Below are 18,654 nucleotides of genomic sequence, written 5' to 3'. Positions count from 1 at the left end.
GGGAAAAGTGGGTAATATTTCGAGAAAAACGGGTAATTTTTACACACTTTACCCCAGTATCAAAATTAGAATAAACAAAAAAACCTTGCATCGCTGCAAGGTTTTTACTTAAATAAAGTATTTTTTATTCCGGATCGTTCATTTTGAAAGTATCCATGAATGCGGTAGTATAATCACCCGCAATATAACGAGGATCATCCATTAATTGTCTATGGAAAGGAATAGTTGTTTTTATACCTTCGATTACAAATTCATCTAAGGCTCTTCTCATTTTACTAATTGCTTCCTCGCGAGATTGAGCTGTAGTAATAAGTTTTGCAATCATTGAATCATAATTTGGCGGAATAGTGTACCCTGAATATACATGAGTATCTAAACGAACTCCATGTCCACCCGGCATATGCAATGTTGTGATTTTTCCTGGAGACGGACGGAAATCATTATAAGGATCTTCCGCATTAATACGGCATTCAATAGCATGCAATTGAGGTAAATAATTTTTCCCTGAAATAGCAACCCCCGCGGCTACAAGAATTTGCTCACGAATTAAATCATAATCAATTACTTGTTCTGTAATAGGATGCTCTACTTGAATACGAGTATTCATTTCCATGAAATAGAAATTACGGTGTTTATCCACCAAAAATTCCACAGTTCCAGCACCTTCATATTTAATATATTCAGCTGCTTTTACAGCTGCTTCACCCATTTTAGTACGCAATTCATCTGTCATAAATGGTGAAGGCGTTTCTTCAGTCAATTTTTGATGACGTCTTTGTACGGAGCAGTCTCTTTCAGAAAGATGACACGCTTTTCCATAAGAATCGCCTATAACCTGAATTTCAATATGACGAGGCTCTTCAATTAATTTCTCCAAGTACATACCGTCATTCCCAAAAGCAGCTGCGGATTCCTGACGTGCACCTTCCCATGCTTTTAACAATTCATCTTCTTTCCAAACGGCACGCATCCCTTTTCCACCACCACCAGCAGTTGCTTTTAGCATTACTGGATAACCAAAATCTCTTGATAATTGCAAGGCTTGATCATATGATTCTAAGATACCTACTGAACCCGGAACACAAGGAACTCCTGCTTCAATCATGGTTGATTTTGCAGAGGCTTTGTCTCCCATTCTATCAATCATCTCTGGAGATGCTCCAATAAATTTGATTCCATGTTCCTGACAAATTTTTGAAAATTTAGAATTTTCAGAAAGGAATCCGTATCCTGGATGTATTGCATCTGCGTTTGTAATTTCGGCAGCGGCAATAATATTTGACATTTTTAAATAGGATAAGTTGCTTGGAGGAGGTCCTATACAAACCGCTTCGTCAGCAAACTTTACATGAAGACTTTCGGCATCAGCAGTAGAATAAACAGCTACTGTTTTTATGCCCATTTCCTTGCACGTTCTAATTACGCGTAACGCAATTTCCCCTCTATTTGCAATTAATATTTTTTTAAACATCTTATTTTATATTTTAAATTTAAAATTCCAATAGTCAAAACTCAATTTGGAATTGGAATTTTGACTATTGGAATCTCAAAAATATTATGACGGATCTACTAAGAATAAAGGTTGGTCAAATTCAACTGGTGACATGTCATCAACCAGTACTTTCACAATTTTACCAGAAACTTCAGATTCAATTTCATTAAATAATTTCATGGCTTCGATTACACAAAGAACATCCCCCTTAGAAATTGTTTTACCTACTTCAACAAACATCGGTTTATCTGGAGATGGTTTTCTATAAAAAGTTCCAATAATTGGAGATTTTATAGTGATATAATGAGCGTTTTCTACTGCTGGAACTTCTGGAGCAACTACGGCCGGGGCAATTTGTTGCGGAGCTACTGCTTGTTGAAGTGCACCTTGAGCAGGCATTTGTTGTACATACGTGGTTTCTGTCACATTCCCTTCCAGTGTTGTTCTGATGGTGATTTTCACATCATCCATCTCTAATTTAACTTCTGCAACTCCTGAATTTGCTACAAACTTGATTAGATTTTGAATTTCTTTTAAATCCATAATTATTTGTTTTTAGTTTAAATTTATTTTTTATCGTATGCCCATTTTAGATAAATAGATCCCCAAGTGAATCCACCTCCAAAAGCAGCCAAAATTATCGTATCTCCTTTTTTGAATAAATGTTCAAAATCACTAAGTACTAATGGTAAAGTAGCAGAAGTTGTGTTTCCGTATTTTTCGATATTCATTAATACTTTAGAATCTTCTAAATTCATTCTATTAGCAGTAGCATCAATAATACGTTTATTGGCTTGATGAGGAACCAACCAATCTACATCTTCATTCGTCAAATTATTTCTTTTCAAAATTAATTCGCTTGAATCTGCCATGTTGGTCACTGCATATTTAAACACTGTTTTTCCGTCTTGAATAATATTATGTCTATTTTCTTTTACGGTTTCTAAAGATGTAGGATTAATGGATCCACCAGCATCAATTTTCAAAAAATCTCTACCGATACCATCACTACGCAAGTACTCATCCTGCAGTCCCAATCCTTCGTAATTAGGTTCAAATAATACTGCACCAGCACCATCTCCAAAAATAATACAAGTTGATCTGTCTGTATAATCCACGATTGAAGACATTTTATCAGCACCGATCAACAGTACTTTCTTATATCTTCCTGATTCTATGTAAGCAGCGGCAGTTGACATTCCAAATAAGAAACTGGAACAAGCTGCTTGCAAATCATATGCAAAAGCATTAGTAGCACCTATTTCAGTTGCAACATACACACCCGTTGAAGCCACAGGCATATCTGGAGTAGCAGTTGCCATTATCAACAAATCTATTTCAAAAGGATCAATATTAGCTTTTGCTAATAAATTTTGTGCAGCTTTAATGGCCAAAAAAGAAGTCCCTTTGCCTTCTTCTTTAAGAATTCTTCTTTCTTTTATTCCTGTACGAGAAGTTATCCACTCATCATTGGTATCAACCATTGCTTCAAGAGCTTTGTTCGTTAGTACAAAGTCCGGAACATAAGCTCCAACAGCGGTTATTGCGGCTGTAATTGTATTCATTGTATGCGATTATTTCTTGTCAAATGGTACCATTTGAAAATTTTTTAAAAGACTTGAAAATTACAAAAAAAAAATTCATTTCCATTGATTAAGAGCTTCTTATTTAACGAAAATGATAAACAACAAAAAAACTCTCACGATGTGAGAGTTCGAATATCATTTACTAAAATGTATTAAGCAACCGCTACAGATTTATCTATAACAACTTGCCCTCTGTAGTACATTTTACCTTCATGCCAATACGCTCTATGGTATAAATGCGCTTCTCCAGTGATTGGACAAGTAGCGATTTGAGCTACAGTAGCTTTATAATGTGTTCTTCTTTTATCTCTTCTTGTTTTGGAGATTTTTCTCTTAGGATGTGCCATTTTACTATATTATTTATCCGTTAATAGTTGCTTTAATTTGTCCCAACGCGGGTCAATATTTTCTTCTTCTTTAATTTCTTCTTTTTCTTCCTTTACTATGAGTTCATTTAATTTAGTTAAGGCTTCCGTCTTTAAACTTCCGTCTTTCACGCCTGGATGAACTCGTCTTAGAGGAACTGACAACACTATCATTTCATAGATGTATTGTGCAATATCTATTTCAAACTCTCCATGAGGTAAAATTAACAATTCCTCATTTTCATTATTAAATTCCTCCCCAAAACGAACGATTAACTTCATTTGACCTTTAATAGGCAAATCAAAATCTTCACTTGTGAGATCACAAGGCACATTTACAATACCTTTATGCTTAAAACTCAACTCTAGCAGCGTGCTTTTTTTCTCTAAAACTACATTTACTTTGATATTTGAATCTTGATATTCATTATAATCAAAGATTTCAAAGAACGCATTACTTATTTGATACTCAAAATGATGTTTGCCTTGCTTTAATCCTACGAAAGGAATTAAATATTCTTTTCTATTCTTCATTTCAACAACAATTTGCCCCTAAACTTCGGGAGTGCAAAGATATAAAATTATTCTAAATCTAATAATGTTATTCACTTTTTTTTGTTCACAACTGTTTTTCTTTTGTTTTCAATGGTTTCTCACTGATTTCCGCATATTGATTTCTCGAATGATAAATGTCAATTGCAAGATAAACAGCCTCTTTAAAAGAGTTGAAATCCGCTATCCCCTTTCCTGCAATATCATAAGCAGTACCATGATCCGGCGACGTTCTTATTTTATTCAGACCAGCCGTATAATTCACGCCATTTCCAAAAGAAAGTGTTTTAAAAGGAATTAATCCCTGATCGTGATAAGTAGCTATAATCGCATCATATTTTTCATATTGGTTACTTCCAAAAAAACCATCGGCAGCAAAAGGCCCAAAAACTAAAGTTCCTTTATCAAATATCTTTTTCAATGCTGGCTTTATTATTAAATCATCTTCAGTCCCGATAACCCCACCGTCGCCACAATGTGGATTCAATCCCAAAACCGCAATTTTAGGCTTATTGATACTAAAATCCTGAATCAATGATTGCTTCACTGTTTCAATCTTCTTCCTGATTAATTCCTCAGTAAGATGAGCAGCCACTTCGTTTAAAGGTATATGATCGGTCAATAATCCAACTCTTAAATTATCCTGAACCATTAACATTAAGGCATTTCCAGCTAATTCCTGATCTAAATAATCTGTATGCCCGGGGAATTTAAATTCATCCGATTGTATGTTGTATTTATTTATTGGCGCAGTCACCAGGACATCTACAAGACCATCTTTCAAGGCCTTGGTTGCCGCAACAAATGACCGTATAGCATACTCTCCGGCCTTCGAATCACTTACACCAAAATTCAAATCCACTCCTTCCTTCCAAAGATTTAAAACATTAATCTTCCCCGGAACAATTTGATCCAACTTATCAATCCCATGCAATAAAGAAGTCGATTGAAAACCTTTTTTCACAAAAGAAAGCAACTTTACATTAGCAAAGATAACAGGAGTACACAACTCTAGCATACGAGAATCCTCGAATGTTTTTAAGATAACCTCGCTTCCAATACCGTTTAAATCTCCTATAGAAATTCCGACGATTATATTTTCTGCCTTTTTCATAATAATCTAACGTTATTTATTGCTAATTTTGAAGTGCAAATTTAGTAAAATAAAACAAGAAATGTTTACAGGAATCATAGAAACCCTTGGCACCATCCAAGAAATAAAAAAAGACATGAACAACATTCATGTCACAATAAACGCATCTATCACCGGCGAACTTCAAATAGACCAAAGTGTAGCCCATAACGGAATATGCCTTACCGTTGTTGCAATTGGAGACGATTTTTATACCGTTACCGCTATAGATGAAACTATAAAAAAAACAAATTTAGCCGATTGGAAAGTTGGCAACAGCGTCAACTTAGAAAGAGCAATGAAACTTGGCGACAGACTTGACGGCCATATTGTTCAAGGTCATGTAGACCAAACCGGAACCTGCATCATTGCCGAACAAACTGACGGAAGCTGGCTTTACACTTTTGAATATGATGAAAAATTAAACAACATTACTATCGAAAAAGGATCAATCACCGTAAATGGAGTAAGCTTAACGGTAGTAAACTCCCAAAAAAATCAGTTTAGCGTAGCTATCATTCCTTACACTTATGAACATACTAATTTCAAAAATTTCGTGGTAGGGACAAAAGTAAATCTTGAATTTGATGTGATCGGTAAATACATTTCCAGATTGTACGCAAACAAATAAAAACTATATTCTTCGTTAAAAAACAAAAACCCCAATTAAATTGTGGTTTTTGTTTTTAACCTATTACTGTAAATGATATAAATTCCAAATAAAAAACCTATTATCATTACTATATATATATTCTCATCTATAGGCAAAAGAGGAGGAGTCGGAGGCGTTCTGTAAGTAGGCGAAGGAGGACTTTCCTTAGCAATTACACTAAAAATGCTAAAAAAAAAGATAACAAAACATAATGCGTTTTTCTGAACTATTTTCATAATGTCAAATATAAAAATCTATTGTTTAAAAACAAATCTTCTTCAATGCTAATCCAACTAATAAACATCTTTTTCACAAAATGCAAGACAAACTTGTTCAAACAAAACTTTTATAAATAAAAAAAACCTTGCTAAAAAACAAGGTTTTCTGTGGTCCCACCTGGGCTCGAACCAGGGACCACCTGATTATGAGTCAGGTGCTCTAACCAGCTGAGCTATAGGACCGGTTTAGAGTTTGCAATATTACCACTATTTTTCATTTGCTCCAAATATTTTTGACTTAGATTTAAATATAGTTTCATTATTAGTTTTGTTCAAACAGAAACCAACTGAATATTAGAATACTACCCATGCAACAATAATGAAATTATTTTATTTCCTGACACAATTCAATCAAAACACCATTCGTGCTTTTTGGATGCAAAAACGCAACAATTTTATTATCAGCACCTTTTTTAGGGATTTCATTCAAGACTATAAACCCTTCGTTTTTCAAACGTGCTATTTCCGAAACAATATCTTCTACATCAAAAGCGATATGATGAATTCCTTCTCCCTTTTTTTCTATGAATTTAGCAATAGGACTGTCTGGATTAGTTGCAGCTAGAAGCTCAATTTTATTAGGTCCATTCATAAAAAAAGAAGTTGTCACACCTTCGGTTTCGACATCTTCAAATTTATAAGCCGGAGCACCAAAGAGTTTTTCGAAAACTAAATTCGACACTTTTAAATCTTTAACAGCAATTCCTATATGTTCTATTTTTCTCATCACTTATACTATCAATTCAACATTCATTTTAAATTCAAGAAGTATACATATGCTTCACAACTTGATGGATGTAAAATTAAACATTAAAAACAAAAAATAGAGTTACATTCTAAAAAGTAATCTGAATTTGACCGCTCATAATAATTCTATAAAAAATTTCGATTGCATGAATTATAATTGTTATTTTGTAGATTCTAATTATGATTTGATATGTTGAAAAACAATTTAAAATATACCTTCTTTCTATTGCTTTTAATTACTGTTGGCTGTGCTAAAAGAGGCTCCATCACTGGTGGTTTAAAAGACACCATAGCCCCTGTTTTGAAAATGAGTTTCCCTGAAAATTTCAATACCAACTTCAAAGGAAATGAAATTAAGTTGGTCTTTGACGAGAATATCAAATTGAAAAATTTGAACAAACAATTAATCATTTCACCCCCAATGAAAAATGAACCGTTGATTTTACCAACAACGGCAAGCAAAACGATTACAATAAAAATCAAAGACACGCTACAACCCAACACCACTTACAGCTTTAATTTTGGCCAAAGCATCGCTGATAATAATGAAGGAAATCCATTCAATCAATTCAAATACGTATTTTCTACCGGCAATTATATTGACTCTTTAAGCCTTGGCGGAACAGTAAAAAGCGCTTATGACAAGGAAGTTGAGTCATTCGTTTCGGTTATGCTTTATGACGTGAATGACACTTTCAAAGATTCAGTAGTTTATAATGAGACCCCAAGATATGTGACCAACACATTAGACAGCCTTAAGACTTTTCGTTTTGAGAATTTAAAAGCCGGGAAATATCTGCTTGTAGCCATGAAAGACTACAATAGCAATAACAAATACAATCCAAAAACAGACAAAATTGGGTTTAGCAAAGACTTTATTACTATTCCGAATGATACGCTTTACGAGTTAGAATTATTCAAGGAAACGCTTCCTTTCAAAACTTTTAAACCAACCCAAGCATCCGGAAACAGACTGTTCCTAGGATACGAAGGCAATGTGAATTCTGCGGCTGCAAGTCCAAAAATAGTACTAAAAAACAACAATGATATCTTGTCTACGATCATTACTAAATTTCCAAAAAAGGATTCCCTACAAGTCTGGTACAAACCCATCAAAGTTGATTCGCTGAATTTGGCTGTAGCCAAAGACAAATACGAAACAAACTTCAATTTTAAAATCAAAGACCAGAAAAAAGATACTTTAAAGATTTCAGCGATCCAAACCGGCAATTTGAAATTCCGTGAGCGTTTTACATTAGAAAGTTCAACTCCATTAATCCGCATTGAAAATTCGAAAATAAGCGTAATCAACAATGCAAAGGCTCCAGTAGTTTTTACATCAGAATACGATGAGTTTAATCAAAAATTGTATTTTGACTTCAAAAATGAACCTTCGGAAAACTACACTTTTGAACTCTTACCCGGAGCGCTGACTGATTTTTTTGAACAAACAAATGATACTTTAACGTATAAATTAAAAACTAATAGCACTGATGTGTACGGGAATCTTACTGTATCATTAGAAAACGTCAAACAATTTCCTGTTATAGTTGAACTCACGAATCTAAAAGGCGATGTTTTAGCAACTGAATACACTGATAAGAACACCACCATAGACTTTAATTTAATCGAGCCAGCTATTTATACCTTGCGCGCTATTTATGACACCAACAAAAATAAGGAGTGGGATCCAGGAAATTATTTAGAAAAGCGTCAGGCAGAAGAAGTGATTTACTTTTCCGAAGAAATTCCTGTTCGGGAAAATTGGGACGTTACCATAGCTTTTGATTTGAGTCTTCCCTACATCCCTAAACCTAAAGAGAAAACCGATAAGAAAAATCAGAACTAGCTATTTTTTATTTCAAAAAAATCTCTGTCGTTCAAAAAACCTAATTTCTGTCTCGTTTCCAACATTTTTTCTTGGTCTAATTCTACCGTAAAAAAACCTTCAGATTCTTCTGGTTCCAATACATAATTCCCCAAAAAATCGACAGCTTGCGAGTGCCCAATATATTCATAACCATTTGCATCAGTCCCGATTCTATTGACGCCAATGGCATAACACATGTTTTCTATTGCTCTAGCTTTTAATAAAGCATCCCAAGCATTGGTTCTTATTTTTGGCCAACTTGCCACATAAATCAGCAAGTCATAATCATCTGAATTTCTGGAAAAAGCAGGAAATCGCAAATCATAACAAATCAACGGACAAATTTTCCAACCCAAATAATCCACCACTATTTTTTGGTCACCACTCGTATAAACTTTGTCTTCTCCAGCCAAAGTAAACAAATGCCTTTTATCATAAAATTGAATTGCTCCGGAAGGAAACACAAACACTAATCGATTGTATAAATTCCCATTTTCCGCAATAACTAAACTTCCCGTGATAGCGCAGTTTCTGGCTTTCGCCAACACTTTAAGCCACGTTACTGTTTTACCATCCATAGTTTCAGCCACGTGTTCGGGATTCATTGTAAAGCCGCTCGTAAACATTTCCGGTAAAACAATTAAATCAACATTTTCAGTAATTGATTTGATTCTTACTTCAAAGTAATTGCGATTTGACTTTGGATTTTCCCAAATTAAAGGAGCTTGGATCAGGGTGACTTGCATGATTTTATTTTTTATAAAAATAAGAAATATCACAATACCAGAAGTTCATTATATTAGCAAAAAACAATTTTATGAAAAAGATACTTCTTGCATGCACCATGTTATTCTCTATTTTAATTTTTGGACAAGAAAAATCAGGGGCAAAACAATTTTGGGAAAACTTACAAAAACAATGCGGAAAATCCTTTGAAGGAGAAATCAAAGAAGGCGCTGCAAATGACACATTTCGAGATAAAAAACTAGTAATGCACGTTCGCAACTGTGACGAAAATACGATTCGGATTCCGTTTTTTGTAGGAGAGGACAAATCAAGAACTTGGGTGTTAACCTATAAAAATGACCGAATCCAATTGAAACACGATCACCGTCACGAAGACGGTTCCGAAGATAAGGTGACCCAATACGGCGGAATAGCCTCAAATTCTGGCTCATCGACGCTTCAGTTTTTTCCGGCAGATCAACAAACCTGTGATTTGATTCCAAATGCTTCCGCAAATGTATGGTGGATTACTTTAGACGAAACATCTTTTACCTACAACTTAAGACGCATCGGTTCAGACCGACTGTTTACCGTGAAGTTTGACTTAACAAAAACAGTAGCAACACCTTCCGCACCTTGGGGATGGAAAGATTAATTTAAGACTGATTATTTTGCATAAAAAAACGCATTCAACTTTAACATTGAATGCGTTTTTTAATTATATACTTTGAATTTTTATCCTTTTAAACTTGCAGATAAATATTCTCTATTCATTCTGGCAATGTTTTCAAGAGAAATTCCTTTTGGACATTCTACTTCACAAGCTCCAGTATTGGTACAGTTACCAAAACCTTCTGCATCCATTTGAGCAACCATATTCATTACACGGTCAGCAGCTTCAATTTTACCTTGTGGTAATAAAGCAAACTGAGACACTTTTGCAGAGACAAATAGCATAGCAGATGAGTTTTTACAACTTGCTACACAAGCTCCACAACCAATGCATGTAGCTGCATCAAAAGCTCTGTCAGCATCGTGTTTAGGAATAGGAATTGTATTGGCATCGATAGTGTTTCCAGATGTGTTTACAGAAATAAACCCACCAGATTGCTGGATTCTGTCGAATGCACCTCTATCAACTACTAAATCTTTAATTACCGGAAAAGCTTTCGCTCTAAACGGCTCGATAAATATAGTATCTCCATCTTTAAATTTACGCATGTGTAATTGACAAGTAGTAACTAAACGGTCAGGTCCATGTGCTTCACCATTAATAAACAAAGAACACATTCCGCAAATTCCTTCGCGGCAATCATGGTCAAAAGCAACAGTATCTTCGCCTTTCACGATTAATTTATCGTTCAAAATGTCAAGCATTTCAAGAAAAGACATATCTGGCTCAATTCCATCTATTGGATATTCAACTATTTTTCCTTCTGCAGCGGCATTTTTCTGACGCCATATTTTTAATGTAAGTTTCATTTTTTTTGTAAGTATTAAGTATTAAGAATTAAGTATCGAGACTTTTCTAAATACTATTTATAACTTCTTTGAACTAGTTTAACATTTTCGAATTTCAACTCTTCTTTGTGCAACACTGCATCGCTAGGATTACCTTTGTATTCCCATGCTGCAACGTATGCAAAGTTTTCGTCGTCACGTTGTGCTTCTCCTTCTGGTGTTTGATACTCTTCACGGAAGTGACCTCCACAAGATTCATTTCTATGTAAAGCATCTTTAGCAAACAACTCTCCCAATTCAAGGAAATCTGCAATACGAAGTGCTTTAGCCAGTTCAGTATTGAAACTATTAGCTGTTCCAGGAATTTTTACCTCTTTATAAAATTCTTCTCTAATTGCGGCAATTTCACTTTGTGCCTCAGTCAAACCTTTAGCATTACGAGCCATCCCAACTTTGTCCCACATGATTTTTCCTAATTTCTTATGGAAGTAATCTGCTGGTTTAGAACCACCGTTATTCATTAAAGCTTCAATCTGTTGCTTAACATTATTTTCTGCTTGCTCAAATTCCGGCAAATCAGTAGAAATAGTCCCCATTTTAATGTCTGGCGCTAAATAATCTCCAATTGTATACGGAAGAACGAAATATCCATCAGCTAAACCTTGCATTAATGCAGAAGCTCCTAATCTATTTGCTCCGTGATCTGAAAAGTTAGACTCTCCAATAGAGAAACAACCCGGAATTGTAGTCTGTAAGTTATAATCAACCCAAGTTCCTCCCATCGTGTAATGTACAGCTGGGTAAATCATCATAGGAGTTGAATATGGATTCTCATCCACAATTTTCTCATACATTTGGAACAAGTTACCATACTTATTAGCAACAACTTCAGTTCCTAATTTAATGACTAAAGCTTTATCATTCTCGTCTAAATGCTTTAATCTCGCTTGATCCACTCCATATCTTTCAATTGCCGCAGCAAAATCAAGGTAAACAGCTTCTCCAGTTTTATTAACACCAAAACCTGCATCACATCTTTCTTTAGCAGCACGAGAAGCAATATCTCTAGGTACTAAATTCCCGAAAGCAGGATATCTTCTTTCTAAATAATAATCTCTGTCCGCTTCTGCAATTTGAGTTGGTTTTAACTTGCCTTCTCTAATCGCCTTAGCATCTTCTAATTTTGCTGGAACCCAAATACGTCCATCATTACGCAATGATTCTGACATTAATGTCAATTTTGCCTGATGATCTCCGGATACTGGAATACAAGTTGGGTGAATTTGCGTATAACAAGGATTTGCAAAATAAGCTCCTCTTTTGTGAATTTTCCAAGCTGCTGTAACATTGCTTCCCATCGCGTTAGTCGAAAGGAAAAACACGTTTCCGTATCCTCCTGAAGCAATAACTACGGCATGAGCAGAATGTCTTTCGATTTCTCCTGTAACCAAGTTACGAGCGATAATCCCTCTTGCTTTTCCGTTTACGATAACTAAATCCAGCATCTCGTGACGGTTGTGCATTTTTATTTTTCCACGACCTATCTGGCGATTCATTGCTGAATAAGCCCCTAACAGTAATTGTTGTCCTGTTTGTCCTTTAGCATAAAAAGTTCTAGAAACTAATGTACCTCCAAAAGAACGGTTGTCTAATAATCCACCATATTCACGAGCAAAAGGAACTCCTTGAGCCACACACTGGTCAATAATATTTGTAGAAACCTCAGCTAAACGGTGAACGTTTGCTTCACGGGCGCGGTAATCTCCTCCTTTTACAGTATCGTAAAACAAACGGAAAGTTGAATCTCCATCTCCTTGATAGTTTTTTGCAGCGTTAATTCCCCCTTGTGCAGCAATAGAGTGCGCACGACGTGGTGAATCTTGAAAACAAAATGCTTTTACGTTATATCCTAATTCTGCTAAAGTTGCAGCAGCAGAACCTCCAGCTAAACCTGTACCAACTATAATTACATCTAAATTACGTTTGTTAGCAGGGTTTACTAAATTAATATGATCTTTATAATTTGTCCATTTGTCCGAAATTGAACCTCCTGGAATTTTTGAATCTAATGCCATTTATAATTTAATATTAATGATTAAAATGATGAAATAATGCAATGAAAATGAAACCAAAAGGAACTACAATTGCAAAAGCATATCCTAATTTATGTAATGATCTTGAATATTTATTATTGAATCCTACCGATTGGAACGAAGAATTGAAACCATGCCATAAGTGAAGCGATAACAAAACAAATGAAACACAATAAATAGCGGTACGAACCGGACTTACAAATTTGTGCGTCAACTCAGCGAAGTATCTTGTTTCGTTTAACGGACTTCCATCTACGTATTTATAAACCATTTCAGGAACCCAAAAATCGTAAAAATGCAGTAAAATAAATGCTAGAACTACTAAACCGCTTACTATCATATTTCTTGAAGCCCAAGAAGAATTAGCAGCTCCGTTATTCTTTGCATAAGAAATTGGTCTGGCACTGTTATTTTTGATTTCCAAAACAATACCCATTGTAAAGTGAAAAACAACACCGATAATAAGAATTGGCTGAATTACAAACTGAACCAATGGATTATTCCCCATAAAATGAGAAATAGAGTTAAAAGTATCAGGACTAAAAACTGAGGTACTGTTTATAAAAAAATGTTGTGCTAAAAATAAAATTAAGAAAAGTCCAGAAAGCGCCATAGCTACTTTTTTTGCTATTGACGATTTCAATAATGCAGATTTTGCCATAAGATTTATATAATTTGTTTTAAAAAATTATACAAAAATAGAGCAATTAGACAGTAACTACAACCTTTTCGCTGTTATTTATAATCATTTTAAAGTGTTTTACACAAAATATCAAGAAATCCTTAAATATCAAACATAAATGTAAAAACAGGAAGAAAACGGTTAAACAAAATAGTACAGAATATGTGGCTAAGAAAATGATTAAAACCAACTTTAAAACCGTCAAAAAATACCAATTCACTAATTTTTAGTGTTATTTATTTCTAAATCATCAAAAAGAACAAAAATTTCCTTTTTACATCCCAAAAATAAGCACATTCAAATCTTCTTCAAATTTTTATGCTTTAAAACAAAAAATAAAAACAAGTGCTATAATTAATAAAAATCTAAAGGACAAAAACTAAAGAATTCAGTTCATTTTATCAAGAAATTGAATTGAGTCTAACTGAATTTTGCCATGTATTGCTGCACAATTAAATCCGTATTTTCGTTACGGGTTTTCTGCTCTAATTGTATTGGAGGCGAAGCTCTTTCCTGACAGTTTTTAACCGCACAGGTTTCGCAGGTAACTCCAACAAGTTGTTTGGGAATGGTTTGATTTTCCATGAATTTAAATTTCTTTTTCATTCCAGGCGTAATCAATATACCTACAGAAATACTTCTCAAACAATCTTTTTTGAAAGGATCCAGTGTAGCCGATGAAAAAACAAGGTATTCATTACTGCTGTTGTCATAACGAGAAATCTGAGCACTGAAATAATGCCTTTTATTTTGCTTTATTGCCTCGACAATGGTTTTTATAGAAACCCATCTTCTACAATAATGCTCATTCATTTCGTTTGCGTGCGGCTCCTGCTGATTCGTTATATGCAATTCCTTTTTAATTTGATACGTATCTGAACCGATTTGATGAGACAATCGAAGGAAAAATAGGTTTTTCAATTGAAAATCCTTTGGCAAAATATTCGTTAATCTCTGGTAGAAAGATTCCGGTGATACATTGAATCTACCCATGAGCTCAATCATTTCCTCAGCCTTAGGATTTGTTTTCGACAAAAATACATTCAGTTTATCGATCAATAACTGTCTTGGAATAAGCAAAGCTCCAGCAAAGTAGGAGGCATAAAAATTATTTAAAACCTGATCAAAATTATCGAATTTAATCCAACTGAAAGTATACAATCTCTCGCTTATTTCTAAATAATTATAAGCGATTTCTTTTGCCAAAATAAAGGCTTTTTGAGGCTCATCAATATCTAGTGAAAGCAATAAAGTTTTACTCTTAGGCACAAATATGGACCTTAAATCTCCCAATTGCTCGTGTTCCGAAAAAACAATTTCATTGATTGTATAGCCATATTCTTCAATAAGAATAGCCGTTAATTCTTCGACAGAAATCTTAGTGTTAATATTAACATGAAATGCATTCGAGAAATCCAATACCTTTTGCTCCAAGTCTTCAAAATAATTATTGTGTGCTTCTTGATACGAACGCAATGCAGCCAGAAAAAAACTTTCTCGTGTCAAGTTATAATGTTGTGCAATTTCAATAATTGTACTTATGAACGCATTCACTTTTGCAGGCGCATTTGCAATAATATCAATAAGGTCATTTTCCTGAATACCGAAAATTTCCAAAGGAATTTCTTTTAAAATACCTGATTTTAAAATTTCACCAATAGGCGCTAAATTATTATCCAGTTTTAAAGAAACCATACTGTCATAGGAAACTTCTAATTTTTCGGCCAGAAGAATAATTTTATCCGTTTTGGGGTATTTCTTCCCTTTTTCAATTTCGTTCAAATACGATTTTGAGAGGTCCGTAATCTTTGCCAAACCAAATAACGATAAATTCCTACTAGTCCTAACCTGCTTTAGTTTAAGCCCAAAAATCAACTTGATATAATCCTTTTCTATATTCATAAATTCAAAGGTACGCTAAAAAATAAATCCTTCAAAAAAAATATTTTTCATTTTTAGCGTACGTTCGCTTGTTTTGTAAAAAACTTTTTGTATCATTGCACTGTTAAACAATCATAAATTATTAACAAAACTTCATTATTGTTAAATTAAATACGTTTTAAAATGAATTTAAAAGAAGTATATTCGAAAAATTTGTTAAATTTTTCAGAAGAAACCACCGAGCATTACCCGGAAATCTTAACTGACGAAGCAATGACTTTTTTGTCTTTACTTCATGAAAATTTTAATGAAAGAAGACTAGCGCTTTTAGAGGAACGAAAAAAGCAACAAGTTTTATTTGATCAAGGCGCATTACCCACTTTTCCTACTGAAACAAAAAGCATCAGAGAAAGTAATTGGGAAGCCGCTAAAACTCCTGAAGATTTATTAGACCGAAGAGTCGAAATAACTGGACCAGTAGACCGAAAAATGGTTATCAACGCATTGAATTCAGGAGCAAAAACCTTCATGGCTGATTTTGAAGACAGTACTTCCCCAACATGGAGCAACTTGATAACTGGTCAACAAAACTTAAAAGACGCGGTCAATAAAACCATTACTCTTGAAGACACCATAAAAAATAAAAAATACAGTCTGAACGACAAAACCGCCATTCTGCTTGTTAGACCAAGAGGATTACATCTGCCGGAAAAACATTTTTTGGTAGATGGTAAACAAACTTCTGGTTCATTAGTTGACTTTGGTTTGTATGCTTTTCATAATTACAAGCAACTTATTGAAGATGGAACTGCTCCATATTTTTACATTCCAAAATTAGAACATTATTTAGAAGCCAGGTGGTGGAACGAAGTTTTTGAATTCACACAGGAATATTTGGGCGTAAAAAACGGAACATTTAAAGCAACAGTTTTAATCGAAACGATAACTGCCAGTTTTCAATTGGACGAAATCATTTTTGAACTGAAAGATCACATTGTAGGTCTTAACTGCGGAAGATGGGATTACATCTTTTCATACATCAAAAAATTAAGAAAGAACTCGGCTTTCATCGTTCCAAACAGAGATCAAGTGACTATGACCGCACCATTCATGAGTGCATATTCCCAATTAGTTATTCAAAGATGCCACAAACGAAACATTCATGCAATAGGTGGAATGGCAGCACAAATTCCGATAAAAAATAACGAAGAAGCTAATAAAACAGCTTTCGACAAAGTAATTGCCGACAAAGAACGTGAGGCAAAAAATGGACATGACGGAACTTGGGTGGCACATCCGGATTTGGTTTCACTGGCCATGACGGTATTCGATAAATACATGCCGACTAAAAATCAGATTCATGTAAAAAGAGAAGACGTACACGTGACCGAAAGTGATTTATTGGAAACTCCAAAAGGGACAATTACTGAGGAAGGTGTTCGAAAAAACATCAGTATTTCAGTTTTATATATCGCTTCATGGCTCAACGGACAAGGCGCTGCCGCATTACACAATTTAATGGAAGATGCCGCTACTGCTGAAATTTCGAGATCACAATTGTGGCAATGGCTACAAAACGAAGTGATTTTGGACAATCAAAAAGTATTGAATGAAAAATACTATCATCGACTAGCCATGGAAGAATTTGAAAAAATTAGAAAGCTCGTTGGTGACGAAAATCATGAAAACCAAAAATACAGACTAGCCGAACAATTATTAGACATTCTGGTGGTCAACGACAATTTTATAGAATTTTTGACTATTCCAGGATATAAATACATTTAAAAAACTAACTACAATTTCTAGTTAACAAACAACCCAAAAAAAAGAAAAAAAATGAAAACTACAGAAACAAGAATTCAAGAATTAGTTACTGACTGGATTACTAACCCAAGATGGAATGGTATTGAGAGACCATACTCTGCTGAAGAAGTGGTGAAATTGCAAGGTTCTTATCAAATAGAACATAGTGTAGCCAGAATTGGAGCCAATAATTTATGGAACAAACTAAATGCTCAGGATTTTGTAGCCGGACTTGGCGCGCTTACCGGAAACCAAGCCATTCAAGAAGTAGAGGCAGGATTAGATGCTATTTATTTGAGCGGGTGGCAGGTTGCTGCTGATGCAAATGTAGCTGGAGAAATGTATCCTGACCAATCTTTATATCCTGCTAACAGCGTACCGTTAGTGGTAAAACGAATCAATAATGCGCTTTTGAGAGCAGACCAAATACAAGTAGTAAACGGAACTGCTGACAAAAAAGAATACTTAGTTCCTATTGTTGCTGACGCCGAAGCTGGTTTTGGTGGAAACCTGAATGCTTTCGAATTAATGAAATCGATGATTGAAGCGGGAGCTGCGGGAGTTCACTTTGAAGATCAATTGAGTTCTGCTAAAAAATGCGGCCACTTAGGTGGAAAAGTATTGGTTCCTACGCAAGAAGCCATCAATAAATTGATTGCGGCTCGATTAGCAGCTGACGTTATGGGAACACCAACAATTGTTGTTGCCCGTACAGATGCTGATGCAGCTAACTTATTGACTAGCGATATTGACCCAAGAGATGCTAAATTTATTACGGGTGAAAAAACTGGAGAAGGTTTTTTCTATGTAAATTGTGGTGTGGAGCAAGGAATTGACAGAGGATTGAGTTATGCGCCTTACGCTGATTTAATTTGGATGGAAACCAGTAATCCAGATCTTGATTACGCAAGACAATTTGCTGAAGGAATTCACGCAAAATTCCCAGGAAAAATGTTGGCTTACAATTGTTCGCCTTCTTTCAACTGGGCTGCAAAATTATCCGTTGCTGAAATGGAAACATTCCGCGAAGATCTTGCTGCAATGGGATACAAATTCCAATTCATCACATTGGCAGGATTCCACGCTTTGAATACGAGTATGTTCGAATTGTCTAAAGCTTACAAAGAAAGAGGAATGGCAGGCTATTCTGAATTGCAGGAAAGAGAATTTGCTTTGCAAAAACACGGTTTCAAAGCGGTTAAACACCAAGGTTTCGTAGGAACTTCCTATTTTGATGCGGTACAAAACACCGTGACAATTGGAAAATCTTCTACAACAGCAATGAAAGATTCAACTGAAGCGGCGCAGTTCTAAACAAAATAGTTATCATAAAA

The 18,654-nt window shown here is 34.8% G+C and carries 17 protein-coding genes and 1 tRNA gene; 5 read left to right on the top strand and 13 right to left on the bottom strand.

Annotated features, from left to right (window positions below):
* Positions 1 to 124: 124 nt before the first annotated feature.
* The 6 genes from accC to pdxA all read right to left on the bottom strand — a co-directional run bounded on the left by accC (position 125) and on the right by pdxA (position 5,112).
* Positions 125 to 1,471, bottom strand: a complete 1,347-nt coding sequence (accC, locus tag BC952_RS03250; protein ID WP_121364228.1) for an acetyl-CoA carboxylase biotin carboxylase subunit — start codon at positions 1,469 to 1,471, stop codon at positions 125 to 127.
* An 84-nt stretch (positions 1,472 to 1,555) separates the two neighbouring features.
* Positions 1,556 to 2,035: an acetyl-CoA carboxylase biotin carboxyl carrier protein gene (gene accB / locus BC952_RS03245; RefSeq protein WP_091166210.1), complete on the bottom strand. Its 480-nt coding sequence runs from the start codon at positions 2,033 to 2,035 to the stop codon at positions 1,556 to 1,558.
* 23 nt (positions 2,036 to 2,058) lie between these two features.
* Complete coding sequence (locus tag BC952_RS03240) at positions 2,059 to 3,057, bottom strand: beta-ketoacyl-ACP synthase III (protein WP_121364227.1); 999 nt, start codon at positions 3,055 to 3,057, stop codon at positions 2,059 to 2,061.
* A gap of 173 nt (positions 3,058 to 3,230) precedes the next feature.
* Entirely contained in the window at positions 3,231 to 3,425 is a 195-nt protein-coding gene (gene rpmF / locus BC952_RS03235; RefSeq protein ID WP_007137315.1) for a 50S ribosomal protein L32, read from the bottom strand.
* 9 nt (positions 3,426 to 3,434) lie between these two features.
* Positions 3,435 to 3,977: a YceD family protein gene (locus BC952_RS03230; RefSeq protein WP_121364226.1), complete on the bottom strand. Its 543-nt coding sequence runs from the start codon at positions 3,975 to 3,977 to the stop codon at positions 3,435 to 3,437.
* 85 nt (positions 3,978 to 4,062) lie between these two features.
* Entirely contained in the window at positions 4,063 to 5,112 is a 1,050-nt protein-coding gene (gene pdxA, locus BC952_RS03225; RefSeq protein ID WP_121364225.1) for a 4-hydroxythreonine-4-phosphate dehydrogenase PdxA, read from the bottom strand.
* Between the two features lie 58 nt (positions 5,113 to 5,170).
* On the opposite strand from pdxA, the gene BC952_RS03220 reads away from it, so the two are divergent.
* Positions 5,171 to 5,758 (top strand): riboflavin synthase, encoded by a 588-nt coding sequence (locus BC952_RS03220; RefSeq protein ID WP_121364224.1) that lies wholly within the window; start codon positions 5,171 to 5,173, stop codon positions 5,756 to 5,758.
* Positions 5,759 to 6,166: 408 nt separating this feature from the next.
* Here BC952_RS03220 and BC952_RS03210 read toward each other — a convergent pair.
* A tRNA-Ile gene (locus BC952_RS03210) sits at positions 6,167 to 6,240 on the bottom strand.
* A 142-nt stretch (positions 6,241 to 6,382) separates the two neighbouring features.
* Positions 6,383 to 6,784, bottom strand: a complete 402-nt coding sequence (mce, locus tag BC952_RS03205) for a methylmalonyl-CoA epimerase (protein WP_121364222.1) — start codon at positions 6,782 to 6,784, stop codon at positions 6,383 to 6,385.
* 210 nt (positions 6,785 to 6,994) lie between these two features.
* Between mce and BC952_RS03200 the strand changes: the two genes are divergently transcribed.
* Positions 6,995 to 8,653, top strand: coding sequence for an Ig-like domain-containing domain (locus tag BC952_RS03200; protein WP_121364221.1), 1,659 nt, complete (start codon positions 6,995 to 6,997; stop codon positions 8,651 to 8,653).
* Here BC952_RS03200 and BC952_RS03195 read toward each other — a convergent pair.
* Positions 8,650 to 9,420 (bottom strand): amidohydrolase, encoded by a 771-nt coding sequence (locus BC952_RS03195; RefSeq protein WP_121364220.1) that lies wholly within the window; start codon positions 9,418 to 9,420, stop codon positions 8,650 to 8,652. The two genes, BC952_RS03200 and BC952_RS03195, sit on opposite strands and share 4 nt — an antisense overlap.
* 71 nt (positions 9,421 to 9,491) lie before the next feature.
* Between BC952_RS03195 and BC952_RS03190 the strand changes: the two genes are divergently transcribed.
* Positions 9,492 to 10,055: a hypothetical protein gene (locus tag BC952_RS03190; protein ID WP_121364219.1), complete on the top strand. Its 564-nt coding sequence runs from the start codon at positions 9,492 to 9,494 to the stop codon at positions 10,053 to 10,055.
* 80 nt (positions 10,056 to 10,135) lie between these two features.
* Here BC952_RS03190 and BC952_RS03185 read toward each other — a convergent pair whose 3' ends face one another.
* From BC952_RS03185 to BC952_RS03170, 4 genes are all read right to left on the bottom strand, one after another.
* Positions 10,136 to 10,882, bottom strand: coding sequence for a succinate dehydrogenase/fumarate reductase iron-sulfur subunit (locus BC952_RS03185; protein WP_121364218.1), 747 nt, complete (start codon positions 10,880 to 10,882; stop codon positions 10,136 to 10,138).
* A gap of 53 nt (positions 10,883 to 10,935) precedes the next feature.
* A complete protein-coding gene (locus tag BC952_RS03180) occupies positions 10,936 to 12,936 on the bottom strand; it encodes a fumarate reductase/succinate dehydrogenase flavoprotein subunit (protein ID WP_121364217.1) in 2,001 nt (666 codons plus the stop codon).
* A gap of 13 nt (positions 12,937 to 12,949) precedes the next feature.
* Positions 12,950 to 13,615 (bottom strand): succinate dehydrogenase cytochrome b subunit, encoded by a 666-nt coding sequence (locus BC952_RS03175; protein WP_121364216.1) that lies wholly within the window; start codon positions 13,613 to 13,615, stop codon positions 12,950 to 12,952.
* Between the two features lie 441 nt (positions 13,616 to 14,056).
* Entirely contained in the window at positions 14,057 to 15,538 is a 1,482-nt protein-coding gene (locus BC952_RS03170; RefSeq protein ID WP_121364215.1) for a helix-turn-helix domain-containing protein, read from the bottom strand.
* A 162-nt stretch (positions 15,539 to 15,700) separates the two neighbouring features.
* Here BC952_RS03170 and aceB point away from each other — a divergent pair, with 162 nt between their 5' ends.
* Together aceB and aceA are read left to right on the top strand one after the other, a co-directional pair.
* Entirely contained in the window at positions 15,701 to 17,302 is a 1,602-nt protein-coding gene (aceB, locus tag BC952_RS03165; RefSeq protein ID WP_121364214.1) for a malate synthase A, read from the top strand.
* Between the two features lie 51 nt (positions 17,303 to 17,353).
* Positions 17,354 to 18,634, top strand: a complete 1,281-nt coding sequence (aceA, locus tag BC952_RS03160) for an isocitrate lyase (protein ID WP_121364213.1) — start codon at positions 17,354 to 17,356, stop codon at positions 18,632 to 18,634.
* Positions 18,635 to 18,654 lie beyond the last annotated feature (20 nt).

The sequence above is a fragment of the Flavobacterium limicola genome (assembly GCF_003634755.1).
Classification (GTDB): domain Bacteria; phylum Bacteroidota; class Bacteroidia; order Flavobacteriales; family Flavobacteriaceae; genus Flavobacterium; species Flavobacterium limicola.
This window is presented reverse-complemented; position numbering and strand designations above follow the sequence as displayed.

Bases quoted from the DNA above. Each gene is read 5' to 3' on its own strand.
- BC952_RS03185 (WP_121364218.1), bottom strand. From the start codon at position 10,882: ATGAAACTTACATTAAAAATATGGCGTCAGAAAAATGCCGCTGCAGAA.
- mce (WP_121364222.1), bottom strand. From the start codon at position 6,784: ATGAGAAAAATAGAACATATAGGAATTGCTGTTAAAGATTTAAAAGTG.
- aceA (WP_121364213.1), top strand. From the start codon at position 17,354: ATGAAAACTACAGAAACAAGAATTCAAGAATTAGTTACTGACTGGATT.
- BC952_RS03180 (WP_121364217.1), bottom strand. From the start codon at position 12,936: ATGGCATTAGATTCAAAAATTCCAGGAGGTTCAATTTCGGACAAATGG.
- aceB (WP_121364214.1), top strand. From the start codon at position 15,701: ATGAATTTAAAAGAAGTATATTCGAAAAATTTGTTAAATTTTTCAGAA.
- accC (WP_121364228.1), bottom strand. From the start codon at position 1,471: ATGTTTAAAAAAATATTAATTGCAAATAGAGGGGAAATTGCGTTACGC.
- BC952_RS03230 (WP_121364226.1), bottom strand. From the start codon at position 3,977: ATGAAGAATAGAAAAGAATATTTAATTCCTTTCGTAGGATTAAAGCAA.
- BC952_RS03175 (WP_121364216.1), bottom strand. From the start codon at position 13,615: ATGGCAAAATCTGCATTATTGAAATCGTCAATAGCAAAAAAAGTAGCT.
- rpmF (WP_007137315.1), bottom strand. From the start codon at position 3,425: ATGGCACATCCTAAGAGAAAAATCTCCAAAACAAGAAGAGATAAAAGA.
- BC952_RS03200 (WP_121364221.1), top strand. From the start codon at position 6,995: ATGTTGAAAAACAATTTAAAATATACCTTCTTTCTATTGCTTTTAATT.
- BC952_RS03220 (WP_121364224.1), top strand. From the start codon at position 5,171: ATGTTTACAGGAATCATAGAAACCCTTGGCACCATCCAAGAAATAAAA.
- BC952_RS03240 (WP_121364227.1), bottom strand. From the start codon at position 3,057: ATGAATACAATTACAGCCGCAATAACCGCTGTTGGAGCTTATGTTCCG.
- BC952_RS03195 (WP_121364220.1), bottom strand. From the start codon at position 9,420: ATGCAAGTCACCCTGATCCAAGCTCCTTTAATTTGGGAAAATCCAAAG.
- BC952_RS03190 (WP_121364219.1), top strand. From the start codon at position 9,492: ATGAAAAAGATACTTCTTGCATGCACCATGTTATTCTCTATTTTAATT.
- accB (WP_091166210.1), bottom strand. From the start codon at position 2,035: ATGGATTTAAAAGAAATTCAAAATCTAATCAAGTTTGTAGCAAATTCA.
- BC952_RS03170 (WP_121364215.1), bottom strand. From the start codon at position 15,538: ATGAATATAGAAAAGGATTATATCAAGTTGATTTTTGGGCTTAAACTA.